Below are 12,114 nucleotides of genomic sequence, written 5' to 3' on the forward strand. Positions count from 1 at the left end.
AAAGTAATTGGGGGATTTGCTAAAATAAGAAACTATTGTGGCTGTATTATAGAAAAAAACCATCTGCCAAATGCAGATGGTTTTTTCAAATTATACTAGCTGTGTCTGCTGTGCTCTTGCCTGTTTTGCAGCTTCAACCATGTTTTTCAATGCTGCAACCGTTTCTTCCTGCTGTCTTGTTTTCAATCCGCAGTCTGGATTTACCCAGAAGCGGTCAGTCGGACAGACGGCAAGCGCATCAACGATAATATTGTACATTTCTTCAGTTGACGGCACACGAGGGCTGTGAATGTCATATACACCAAGGCCAAGCCCTTTCAAATACGGGTGGTTTTTTAAGTAATCTAAAAATCCTCCGTGGCTTCTGCTATGTTCGATTGTAATCACATCGGCATCAAGATCATTGATTGTATCAACGATATCTTCGAAGTTGCTGTAGCACATATGTGTATGAATTTGTGTCTCGTTTTTCACGGAAGAAGTGGTTAATCTGAAAGCTTCTGCCGCCCAAGTCAAATACTCATCCCAATCGCGGGTTTTCAATGGAAGGCCTTCACGCAGCGCTGGTTCATCGACTTGAATGATTTGAATGCCTGCGTCTTCAAGCGCTTTAACTTCTTTGCGAAGGGCAAGCCCGATTTGGAAGGCGATTTCTTTCCTCGAGATGTCGTTTCGAGGGAAAGACCAGTTTAAGATTGTAACCGGGCCCGTCAGCATTCCTTTTACATGCTTGGAAGTCAATGACTGTGCGTAGACTGTGTCTTTCACTGTCATCGGTTCAATAAATTCAACATCTCCGTAAATGACTGGCGGGCGGACACAGCGTGAGCCGTATGATTGAACCCAGGCATATTTAGTGAAGGCGAAACCGGCCAGCTTTTCACCGAAGTATTCGACCATGTCTGTCCGTTCAAATTCGCCGTGAACAAGGACATCAAGCTCCAATTCTTCCTGAATATCAATCCATCTTTTTGTTTCCGCATTGATAAAGTTTTGATACTGTTCATCGGACCACTCAGCTTTCCGCCATTTTTGGCGTGCGCTCCGCACTTCAGCAGACTGCGGGAAGCTGCCGATCGTTGTCGTCGGCAAAAGCGGAAGGCCGAGAGATTCATTTTGCAGGGCTAAACGTTCTTCAAACGGAATCGGGCGCTTGAAGTCTTTATCAGTTAATTGCTCAAGCTCTTTCTTTTGTTCAGAATTGGCGCCTGTTGCAAACTGTTTAAGCGCCTGGATATCAGCCTTAGCCTGCTGAATCTCTTCGCTGATCGCCGCTTTTCCTGATACTAAGCCTTCTTTCAAAGCTGTCAGCTCGGCCAGCTTTTCTTTTGCGTAGGATAATCCGTTCAATAGGTCTTTTTCCAAATGCTCATCAGGGTGTTTCGCTACCGGAACATGCAGCAGGCTGCTGGAAGGCTGAATCCACAGTTCATCAACTTTTGCAATGCTGAGAATATCAAGAACGGCATCGAGACGCTCTTCAAGGTCCGCTTTCCAAATGTTGCGTCCGTCGATAACACCGGCTGCCAGCACTTTGTCTGTCGGAAAGCCATGTGTTTTAAGCTGTTCCAGGTTTCTGCCTTTGTCGTGAACGAAATCAAGGCCAATACCCTGAACCGGGTAAGAGATCAGCTCTTCATAAGCATCAACAGAATCAAAATACGTCTGCAAAAGCACATTCAAGGATGAAAGCTCACTTGTAATGCTTTCAAATAATTCTTTTGCACCGCGGACATCTTCACTAGAGGCGGTAACGAGCGCCGGCTCATCGATTTGAACCCATTTTACGCCTTCTTCTTCAAGCTCTTTCAATAGCTGTACATATAATGGCACAAGGCGTTTTTGGATCGCTTTTGCTTCAGACGGTTCATAGCCTTTAGCAAGCGTAACGAACGTATAAGGGCCGACAATCACAGGCTTTGTTTCCACACCGTATTCCTGTTTGATCCGGCGATAATCTTCGAGTTGTTTGTTTCTTATCAGACGGAACTCAATGCTCTCGTCATATTCCGGAACGATGTAATGGTAATTTGTATTAAACCATTTTGTCATTTCACTAGATACGGCGTCTTTGATTCCGCGGGCGATAGCGAAGTATGTATCGGTAGCGTCAGTCAAATGTCTGAAACGTTTTGGGATCCAGTTGAAGCTGACTGCTGTGTCGAGTACATGGTCATACTGTGTGAAATCAGAAACAGGCACAACATCAATCTGCTGGTCAATTTGTGTTTTTACTGCTGATAAAAATAGTTCGTCGATTTGCTTCAAAAACGTATCTTTATCAGTACTGCCTTTCCAATACGCTTCAAGTGCTTTTTTCCATTCCCGGTTCAGTCCGATTCTCGGAAATCCTAAATTCGATGTTTTGATGGTTGTCATTGTTTCTCCTCCTTTATATGTAAAACACTCTCTTTAACCCGCGGATACAGGCTGCTAAGAGGTTTTCTCACAACAAAAAGCCTCTTTCCCATGAGAGAAAGAGGCTTTTCTACGTAAAACACTGCCTCTCTCATCTCTCAGACACAATCTGATGGAATTAGCACCGTGCCTTATGAGACATCAGTCTCGGCGCGAAAAGCAGTGCGCCCCATTTCACAATGGTATTACGGTCGGTTGCTGTTGGGGTCAAAAGGCCAATCCCTCGCCCAACTCTCGATAAGAGAAAATGTTATTAATTTTTTGAAAAGTTGAATCATTTGTTGGTAATCTTAACAGTAATTCAAATTCATTGTCAACATAGAATTTGAAATTTTTATTTACATGATGTGGTGTATATTATATAAGAAAAATAATCTTATAGGGTCAACAAATGTGATTGCTCTGCTTTTTCTGCGAGCTCATCAGGAGCTGTTAAATACAGGAATCCATTTCCTGCCAGCGTTTTTGCAATATCAAGAGGAAGTGTCCTGCGGATTAGCTGTGCGAAAACCTCAGATTCAGAAAGCTTTCTTTGAAATGATTCTTCTTCATAGCTTTTGATTAAAGCAAGCGCACCGCTGACATGAGGGGCAGCCATTGAAGTGCCGGTCAGCTTACCGTACTTCTTGTTGGGAAGGGTGGATAAGATGTTTTCTCCTGGTGCCACAAGGTCAATCTCTTTATTCGCGTTAGAAAATTCTGATAATTCTCGCGCTACAGAAACAGATCCAACTGCAATCACTTCATTATAAGCTGCGGGGTAGGAAAGCTCTTCTGTGCGTTCGTCGCCGTCACCTTCATTTCCCGCTGCACAAACGACAAGCACTCCGTTTTTCACTGCGTTTTTCACTGCTTCTTTTAGCTCTGGCACATCGCTTGGCCCTCCAAGGGACATTGAGATGATGTCGACTTTCTGTTCCACCGCGTAGTTGATGCCGTTAATTATCCATTCGTATTGTCCGCTGCCGTTCTCGCCGCCAAGAACCTTCACAATCAATAGGCTTGCCTCAGGCGCGACTCCGGCAATGCCTCCGTTTGAATCATTAGCTGCAATTGTTCCGGCGACGTGTGTGCCGTGTCCGTTGTAGTCGGAAATCGCATCTTCCTTGCCGCCGTCGTCATCCGTGAAGTTCTTTCCGCCGATGATTTGATTTTTTAAATCAGGGTGGCTTGTGTCGCAGCCCGTGTCTAATACAGCAACTTTAATATTTTTGCCTTTTACCCCTTTTGCCCACATTTCTGGCGCCTTAATCACTTTAATGCCCTCAGGAAGCTCGTTTACATCCATGATCTGCTCATTCGTCACATACGGGATCAAGCGGATTTCACCATTCATAAAAAAGCCCTCCTTTTTTATGCTTGCAAGTGGATTCAAGGGTGTTGCCTCATATTATATGAAAAAAGCAAGCGCTCGGACAGAGCCATTTGAAGCATTTTGAAAAAATAGGATACACACCAAAGAATTAGTAATCTTCAAAATATTGGATGGCTTCAACATGTATGACTGGGATTCAACTGTAAGTCAAGTTATAATAGTGTTGGGGAAAGGAGCAGTGTCATGAAACTGAATGAAAAATTATATGCATTTTTTTCAGAGCATGTGGAACAAATGGCCGAGGAATGGATTGAAACGATGGAGGAAAGTGATCCGAATTCGCTTTACGCCCTACATAATGCAACAGTAACGGAAGAATTGAAAGAGCAGGACAGAGAATTTTACCGGCATCTGAATTACATGTATGTTTTACCGGAAAAACAATTTCTCGAAGAGTTTCAAGAGTGGGTCATAGAGCTGACCAACGATCAAAAACATCTCGACACACCGGTTCAGTATGTCATTCGGGAGTTTATGAGAAACAGGAGATTATATACGAAGTATTTTGAGAAGTTCGCAGAAGAAAATGAATCAGCGTTTGAACCGGGAGAGAAGCAAAAATGGGCTGATTTGATTGTAAAAGTATTTGATTTCACCATATATACATTCGTTGATCACGCTGAAATGAATGCCAAGCAGCAATTAAACGCCCAAAGAGAAATGATATTGGAATTAAGCTCACCTGTCATTACCCTGAGCAAATCAACAGCTCTGCTGCCGCTTGTCGGTGACATTGATACCGAACGGGCGAAGTTTATTCTGGAAAACACGCTTCAAGCTTGTGCGAAAAGACGTGTGGAGCATCTGTTAATCGATCTGTCAGGTGTTGTTGTGGTGGATACGATGGTGGCGCACCAGATCTTTAAATTGATTGAGGCGCTTAATCTGATCGGTGTCCGGTCAACCCTGTCAGGAATCAGGCCTGAAATTGCGCAAACTGCTGTACAGCTGGGGATTGACTTTTCGAATATTACTATTAAAACCAACCTTGCCCAAGCATTAAACTATCATCAATAAAAAAATCCGCTATCTGTGATAGCGGATTTTTTATGATGCGAAACATAAAGATACGAGAAAGGATCCCGCGAATAATAAGAGGACGAGGCAAAAGAACACCCAGTCGCGCCGGTTCACGCTCAATGTCCTGTAGTATGTCCGGTTTCTGCTTCCTGTAAATCCTTTCGATTCCATCGCAAGCGCTGTCCGTTCCGCTTTTCTGATGGCGCTTGCCAATAGCGGTATGGTATATCGTTTTAACGCACCGATTTTATTAATGATGCCGCTCTCCGCCGCTCCTCCTCTGATTTTATGAGCCTGCTGAATCAGCTGGACCTCATCCTTTAACAGCGGAAGAAAGCGAAAGCCTGCAATGACACCGTACGCGAGCTTTGGTGAGAGCCTGCACTGCTGGACAAGGCTCAGCATAAATAAAATCGGATCGGTTGTAAAAACAAACATCATCGATAAGGCGGAAAAGCATAAAATACGAAACCCGAGAGAGATGCCGACAGACAAATTATCGCTGTTAATGGAGATAGGGCCTGCTTGAAACAAAAAATTATCCGGTGTTGTCGGCACTTTTCCAAAAACTGCGGCTGTCCACACGCACCCGAATGCTAAAATCAAAAACGGAATCGTAAACAACAACCATTTTTTCAATGGGATTCCGGCCGCCAGTAAAACGCCCGCAACGATGATGATATAAAAACATGCCGGAGTGAAAGGGTTGTAAATAAACGACAGCATGACGACACAACAAAAAACCGCCGCCGCTTTCACAGTCGGATTAATGAGATGTAACGGCTGCTTCATCACGCACCTCCTCTTGAAATGCCATCCATTCATATAGAAGGGGAAGGGTGAGCTTTGCTTTTTGGACAAGCCCTGTTTCTTGAGAAAACAACTGCGCTGGAGATCCGTCAAAGGCCAGGCCTGTATCGTGAAGCACAAGCACGCTGTCAGCATACGAAGAGACTAGCTCCATATCGTGTGTAATCATAAGGACAGCAGTTCCCTCTGCCTTGATACGTTGAATCATTTCCATGCATTCAGCCGCCGTGCGGGCATCCTGGCCAAAGGTTGGTTCGTCTAATAATAAAACCTTTACGTCATGCATGAGCATAGTAGCTACGCTCAGTCGCCGTTTTTGCCCTTGGCTGATCGCAAACGGATGATGATCAGCCAAATGCGCAAGACCAAAACGCTGCAGCAGGTGTTGCGCTTTTTTCTCAGTTTCAGCATTTGCTTTCTGGCCGAACAGAAGCTCGTCATACACCGTATCGGTGACGAATTGATGCTCAGGGTTTTGAAAAACAAATCCCATCCGTTTACGCAATTCTTTTTCTTTATATTTCTGCAGCGGCTGGTCATAAAGAAGGATTTTGCCGCTTTGCGGTTTCATGAGACGGGCCAGAACTGATAAGAGCGTCGATTTTCCAGTGCCGTTCGGACCGACAAGCGCCGTTAAAGAGCCTCCGCGCAACGAAAAGCTGATGTCTTTGAAAATCGTCTGCTGTCCTCTCGCGAACGAAAGGCTGCTGACTTCAAGCACACTCTCCCCAGAAGGGGCTTTCTTCTTTTTGACATGCCCGGCAGGAATAGGCTCTTTGAACAGCATCTCTTTTGATAAAGTAAACGGCATACTCAGCTTTTCCTGCAGATGACAGACCTTTGGAATGGCGATGCCCAATTTCTTTAGTGTCTCCGCTTCATGCTGAAATAGATTTTTCGTCAGGCCATCCAGTGCCTTTTTGCCTGATTTGTCGAGTACGATCGTTCTCTCAATCCAAGGCGCCCATTCATCAAGCTGGTGCTCAATGACGAGGAGGCTGAAACCTTTTTCCCGCTGAAGATCCTTCATCAGATGAACGAACTCCCGAGCTGAGAAAGGGTCTAAAAGAGAGGTCGGCTCATCTAAAATAATAAGCTCAGGCTCCATCGCCAAAATACAGGCGAGAGCCACTTTCTGCTTTTGTCCTCCTGAAAGGGTTGAGATCATTTTTTCTTTTAAATGGGTAATGCGTAATTTTTCTAATACGGCGTTGATTTTCTCTGTCATTTCTTCTTTTGGAATTTGCAGATTTTCCAGCCCGAACGCTATTTCGTCCTCCACCGTCAGCATGCAGAACTGCTGATCAGGATCCTGAAAAACGACCCCGGCATGCTGAGCAATCGTTTCGGAGGTTTCAGCATCTGTGACCGGCTTTTGAAATAGAAATACATGTCCGGACTGAATGCCGTCGCAAGCCTCCGGATATAGACCGTTTAAACAAAGGGCGAGCGAGCTTTTACCGCATCCGCTCGGTCCTAATAATAAAACACATTCTCCTTTTTGAAGCTCAAACGAAATGTCTTGAAAAACCGGTTTCTCGTCTTCTTCATAAGAGAAGCTGAGCTGCTCAACCGTCAGAAGCTCATCAAAGGCTTGCATGTTCTGACGCCCGCTTCCGTTTCTTTTTCAGTTCCTTTCCGAGTGCCATTCCGTTTAACACACCTGTATAAGCGAGAGAGTCGCTGACAGCTTTTCCAAGAAGCCCCGCCAAAAGCGCGCCGGAAATGAGGCGGATCACAAGCATAATGAGCAGATAACCTGGTGAATAGGCTGCATAGCCAGAAACAAAGAGATCATAGATAAAGCTGGCTACTGAAGATCCCATACCGGCCAGCATAAGGACAGGGAGAGAGTATGCTTTCCAGCGTGTTGCAAGAAACACAGCCTCAGCCCCGAGTCCTTGAACAATGCCAATGACGATGACCATCGGGCCAGACGGATTTCCCAGCAGGCACTCAACGAGAGCGGCAATGATTTCAGAAACGAGCGCTGCACCCGGTTTTCGAATCATGTACGCGGCGATCACAGAAACGATAAACCAAATGCCGTAAATCGGTTCATAGGCGATTGGCCCAAACATACCTGCAAGCACGTTTCCGAAATGTGTAAATAATAAATAAACAACGGCAAATACGATACTGATAACCGACATGATGACAATTTCTTTTACTTTCCAGCTTTTCATTTTATCCCTGCTTTCTGTTTTTTCTTGATGGACTGTTAGCCGAAAGATTCACAGTCATGGTGATATGGTTTGTTTGCTGCTCGGCCATGCGGAAAACGGCTTCCAATGTGCTGAATACGTCATGCGCATCCCCGTCAAGCTCGCTCGCGTAATGGACACCCTGTACGAAAGTGCCTTGGGCTTTTGCAATGTCGACAGCCTTCATAATCAATCCCATATAATCCGGCTCGTTCATTGGATAAAGGGCAAATTGGCACGGCGCTTCCGCCTTCAAGCCTCGGACAGCATCATCATTGACACGCTTATCACCTTTGGAAAGATATGTATCCCCCTGTGTGTCACCCGGGCATCCAATGGAAAACGTGCCGTTCATGACGATGTGTTGTTCGCTGTTTGCTGCATGAAGGTAAATGGCTTTTGCAGCATCGAATACATGATCAATCGATCCGCGTAACACCGTGCTGATATGGTCGGTTTTCGTCCATACCTTGGATGTATCTGTTTTTTTCAGCGCAGACTTGATCACACTGATAAAATCATCCGTCATCGGATATAAAGAGAAGCGAAAACCGGCGATTTTGCTTGTACCGCAAATATGCTCCATTTCTCCGACCTCCTGTTTTTTTGGTAAAATAAAAAACTGCATATCCTAAGGGAATATGCAGTCATAGATCGATTAAGCGCACAAAAAAATACACCATTCGGTCAACCTGCACTTCCCCACGCTGGTATTATCCAGATCGGGTCATAAGGGATCAAAGCGCGTTTCTTCCGCGCTTTATCTCAGCCAAAACAGCACCCCTAGTGCTTTCCGTATACAATTTTTTATTTTGACATCATAATAGATGATAAGAATCATTTTGTAAACAACGAAATCATTTTTTTCATATAGGGACAGGAGAGGATGATCACATTTGGACAAAGGACACATATTAATTGTGGAAGATGAAGAAAAAATCGCCAGGGTTCTGCAGCTTGAATTGGAATATGAAGGATACAGCGTCACGATCAAACAGAATGGCACAGAAGGTCTTGATGCGGCAGCGGAAGGCGGGTATTCCTTGGTGCTTCTTGATGTTATGCTTCCGGGGCTTAGCGGACTGGAAGTGCTGCGCCGCTTGAGAAAAACGGATTCGCAGACACCGGTCATATTATTAACGGCGCGAGACAGTATTCCTGATAAGGTAACAGGTCTGGACATCGGTGCGAATGACTATGTCACCAAGCCGTTTGAAATCGAGGAATTGCTTGCGAGAATCAGGGCGGCGCTGCGACAAAATGGAACAAAAACTGAAGATATCGGCACCTTTCTTACATATGACGATTTGCGGGTGAACGAAAAAACCCGTGAAGTGAGACGCGGAGACAAAGAGGTGGAATTAACGCCACGGGAATTTGATCTGCTCGTCTATATGCTAAAGCATCCGCAGCAAGTGCTGACACGGGAGCAAATTCTAAGCTCGGTATGGGGATTTGATTATATCGGTGATACAAATGTCGTGGACGTCTACATAAGATACATCAGAAAAAAACTGGACTATCCTTACGAAAAACAGCTGATCCATACGATTCGAGGGGTCGGCTATGCCATTAAGGGGTAAACGATGAAGCTGAAGACCAAGATTCATCTATACACTTCGATATCACTGTTGATTTTATTAATTTTGGTTCATACCGCAGTATATCTCATTTTTTCGTCTGCGCTGACATCAAAGGATGCGGCCCGGCTTGCTGATGAGACGGATAACATTGCCGAAGCGCTGCGTGCCGCTGAAACAGAAGGAGTGGCTTTGCAGGATATGCTGCAGGCCTATCTTCCGGCAAATGGCATGGTGCGTGTAGTGAATGGTGATCAAAAAGCCGTTATGACGATCACAAAAGAAAAAGCCTATAAAGATTTTCCTCTCTCTTTTCATAGCGGCGAAACGGCAGATGTGAGGAAACATGACGGCAAGCTGTTTGCCGAGGCTGCTGTTCCGGTGATTTGGACCGATGGACAAGTGGTGTCTCTTCAGCTGGTTGAAAGGCTGGAGAACACAGAAGAGAGTCTGTTTCTGCTGAAAATCATCTTAATCGCTGCAAGTGCTGCTGTCTGCATTGCTTCTTTTTTTGCAGGCAGCTTGCTTGCCCGCCGTATCATCAATCCGATCAGACGATTAATGATCACAATGAAAGACATACAGCGAGACAAAGAATTTAAAACGATTTCTTTAGAAGGACAGTCCAACGATGAATTGTATCAAATGGGGCTGACATTTAATGAAATGGCAATGATGCTGAAGGAGCACTATGATAAACAGCAGCAATTTGTTCAAGATGCTTCACACGAATTGAAAACCCCGCTCACTATTATAGAAAGCTACAGCAGTCTGATGAAGCGGTGGGGGGCAAAAAAGCCGGAGGTGCTTGAGGAGTCGATAGAAGCCATTCACTCAGAAGCGGTGCATATGAAAAAACTGACCAATCAGCTTTTGGCGCTGGCCAAAAGCCATCAAGGACTCGAGGTTGATCTGAAAACAATCGATCTGATTGAAGCGGCGCGCGCGGTTATGCAAACGCTCCAGTCCGTTTATCAGCGTGACATATTGCTTGAAACAGATAAAGAGAGCCTGCTTGTAAAGGCTGATGAAGAACGCATCAAGCAGCTGTTGACCATTTTGCTTGATAATGCAATAAAGTATAGTGAAAAGCCTATTGAGATGTCAGCCGGAACGAGGAATGGACGGCCATTTCTATCAGTGAGGGATGAAGGCATCGGAATACCTGAGGAGCATATCCCGCATTTGTTCGAACGGTTCTACCGGGCAGATGAGGCACGAAACAGAAAAACAGGCGGAACGGGTTTAGGCCTTTCCATTGCCAAGCAAATCGCTGATGAGCATGGCATTGAGCTGTCTGTCAAAAGCAAGCCGGGACAAGGAACAGCTGTCACCATGCAATTCAGCGAACAGAATGGGGGAGGCCGATGACTAAAACAATAAAAACAGTATCTTTTGCTGCAGCAGCCATTTTAGTTGTCATCATCTGTACGTTTCTCATCATTCGGCAAACCCATGAGAACGTATTGTCAAAGGAGACTGTCGTAAAAAAAGTTGAAGCCTCTTATGAAGGCAAGGTCACGAAAGCAACACAATCAAAGGATAAAAAAACATATGATATAACCCTTGAAAATCCAAAGGGAACTTACTTTGTAAAAGCAGACGCAATATCGGCTGACATTCTTTCAATGAATAGAGTAAAAGCAGTAAATCCATCTGCCATGACAGAAAAAGAAGCCGAGCATCTCGCGCTTGAGCGGGTGCCGGGAACGGTCAAAAAACAAACACGGCAAAGTCGAGTTGCCACTTATACCATACAAAAAGAAGACGGGAAAACATACGAAGTGAAGGTAGACATGCAGGCAAAAACAGTCTTGTCTGCCGATCAAATCAGCAGCAAAGATCAACAAAAAACGCCGATTACGAAAAAAGAAGCCAAAACAATTGCAGAGCGAAAAACGGGCGGTAAAGCGGATGACGCAGATCTCGAAGAAAGTGAGGGCACTCTCATCTTTGAAGTGGACGTTGATCTTCCTGATGATAAGGAAGCGACAGTGAAAATCAATGCCTACACAGGAAAGGTAGCTAACATTGTGTATGAAGACTGACGGTTTCTCATCAAATTCTCATCTTGCTCTCGTTTTCCTTTCATGTTGAGTGTGTAAACTGTACTCATACAAAACAAAGGAGGACTCACAAATGCTCAAGAAAAAATGGATGGTCGGTCTTTTAGCAGGATGCCTAGCGGCCGGAGGATTCAGCTACAACGCGTTTGCCAAAGAAAACAATGAAAACAGACAGGCTTCTTCTAAGACGGATGCACTCACTGAACAAGAAGCAGAAGCAATTGCTAAAACAGTTGTTGACGGCACAGTAGAAGACATTGACAGAGACCTTTACAACGGCAAAGAAGTCTATGAAGTGGAGATTGAAAAAGAAGGTGAAGACTACGACGTTTATGTAGATATTCATACAAAACAAGCGCTTAATGACCCGTTAAAGGAGAAAGCAGAACAAGTCGCCATAACCAAAGAAGAAGCTGAAGAAATTGCTTTAAAGCAAACAGGCGGAACCGTAACAGAAAGTAAGCTTGACGAAGATGACGGTGCTTACATCTATGAAATGGAAATCCAAACGAAACAAGGAACTGAGACAGAATTTGAAATTTCCGCAAAAGATGGACGCATTATCAAACAGGAGATAGATGACTAATCAAAACCCCCGCTGCGCGGGGGTTTTTCATGATAAGAAACCTTCTTTTGGACAA

At 44.7% G+C, this 12,114-nt stretch carries 11 protein-coding genes and 2 riboswitches; of the genes, 5 read left to right on the forward strand and 6 right to left on the reverse strand.

Annotation, left to right across the window (positions count from 1 at the left end):
* Positions 1-90: 90 nt before the first annotated feature.
* Both metE and isp read right to left on the reverse strand, forming a co-directional pair.
* Positions 91-2,379 carry a 5-methyltetrahydropteroyltriglutamate--homocysteine S-methyltransferase gene (gene metE / locus FB592_RS07860; protein ID WP_032725563.1) on the reverse strand — a complete coding sequence of 763 codons (2,289 nt, stop codon included), beginning with the start codon at positions 2,377-2,379 and terminating at the stop codon, positions 91-93.
* Positions 2,380-2,506: 127 nt separating this feature from the next.
* Positions 2,507-2,662: riboswitch (SAM riboswitch) on the reverse strand.
* A 132-nt stretch (positions 2,663-2,794) separates the two neighbouring features.
* Positions 2,795-3,754, reverse strand: a complete 960-nt coding sequence (gene isp, locus FB592_RS07865) for a serine protease Isp (RefSeq protein ID WP_003232562.1) — start codon at positions 3,752-3,754, stop codon at positions 2,795-2,797.
* Between the two features lie 222 nt (positions 3,755-3,976).
* Between isp and rsbRB the strand changes: the two genes are divergently transcribed.
* Complete coding sequence (gene rsbRB, locus FB592_RS07870) at positions 3,977-4,810, forward strand: RsbT co-antagonist RsbRB (protein ID WP_003232560.1); 834 nt, start codon at positions 3,977-3,979, stop codon at positions 4,808-4,810.
* 30 nt (positions 4,811-4,840) lie between these two features.
* On the opposite strand, the gene thiX is transcribed toward rsbRB, so the two are convergent.
* From thiX to thiU, 4 genes are read right to left on the reverse strand one after another with little or no spacing between them, the layout of a single operon-like run.
* On the reverse strand, positions 4,841-5,605 hold the full coding sequence (gene thiX / locus FB592_RS07875) for an HMP/thiamine ABC transporter permease ThiX (protein WP_141949432.1): 765 nt from the start codon (positions 5,603-5,605) through the stop codon (positions 4,841-4,843).
* A complete protein-coding gene (locus FB592_RS07880) occupies positions 5,580-7,223 on the reverse strand; it encodes an ABC transporter ATP-binding protein (RefSeq protein ID WP_101502049.1) in 1,644 nt (547 codons plus the stop codon). The genes thiX and FB592_RS07880 overlap by 26 nt, the downstream gene beginning before the upstream one ends.
* A complete protein-coding gene (locus tag FB592_RS07885) occupies positions 7,210-7,809 on the reverse strand; it encodes an ECF transporter S component (protein ID WP_003232554.1) in 600 nt (199 codons plus the stop codon). Before FB592_RS07885 ends, FB592_RS07880 begins: the two co-directional genes overlap by 14 nt.
* Position 7,810: 1 nt before the next feature.
* A complete protein-coding gene (gene thiU, locus FB592_RS07890; RefSeq protein WP_021479434.1) occupies positions 7,811-8,413 on the reverse strand; it encodes an HMP/thiamine ABC transporter substrate-binding protein ThiU in 603 nt (200 codons plus the stop codon).
* A 96-nt stretch (positions 8,414-8,509) separates the two neighbouring features.
* Positions 8,510-8,622, reverse strand: a riboswitch (TPP riboswitch).
* A 101-nt stretch (positions 8,623-8,723) separates the two neighbouring features.
* Here thiU and ykoG point away from each other — a divergent pair.
* The 4 genes from ykoG (at position 8,724) to FB592_RS07910 (ending at position 12,059) form a co-directional block, all read left to right on the forward strand.
* On the forward strand, positions 8,724-9,410 hold the full coding sequence (gene ykoG, locus FB592_RS07895; RefSeq protein ID WP_103803695.1) for a two-component system response regulator YkoG: 687 nt from the start codon (positions 8,724-8,726) through the stop codon (positions 9,408-9,410).
* A 3-nt stretch (positions 9,411-9,413) separates the two neighbouring features.
* Positions 9,414-10,778 carry a two-component system sensor histidine kinase YkoH gene (ykoH, locus tag FB592_RS07900; protein ID WP_064671308.1) on the forward strand — a complete coding sequence of 455 codons (1,365 nt, stop codon included), beginning with the start codon at positions 9,414-9,416 and terminating at the stop codon, positions 10,776-10,778.
* Positions 10,775-11,455 carry a PepSY domain-containing protein gene (locus FB592_RS07905; protein WP_103803696.1) on the forward strand — a complete coding sequence of 227 codons (681 nt, stop codon included), beginning with the start codon at positions 10,775-10,777 and terminating at the stop codon, positions 11,453-11,455. Before ykoH ends, FB592_RS07905 begins: the two co-directional genes overlap by 4 nt.
* Positions 11,456-11,546: 91 nt before the next feature.
* Positions 11,547-12,059: a PepSY domain-containing protein gene (locus FB592_RS07910; RefSeq protein ID WP_014479606.1), complete on the forward strand. Its 513-nt coding sequence runs from the start codon at positions 11,547-11,549 to the stop codon at positions 12,057-12,059.
* Positions 12,060-12,114: the final 55 nt, after the last annotated feature.

The sequence above is a fragment of the Bacillus sp. SJZ110 genome, assembly GCF_006715455.1.
In the GTDB taxonomy this organism is placed as follows: Bacteria; Bacillota; Bacilli; order Bacillales; family Bacillaceae; genus Bacillus; species Bacillus subtilis.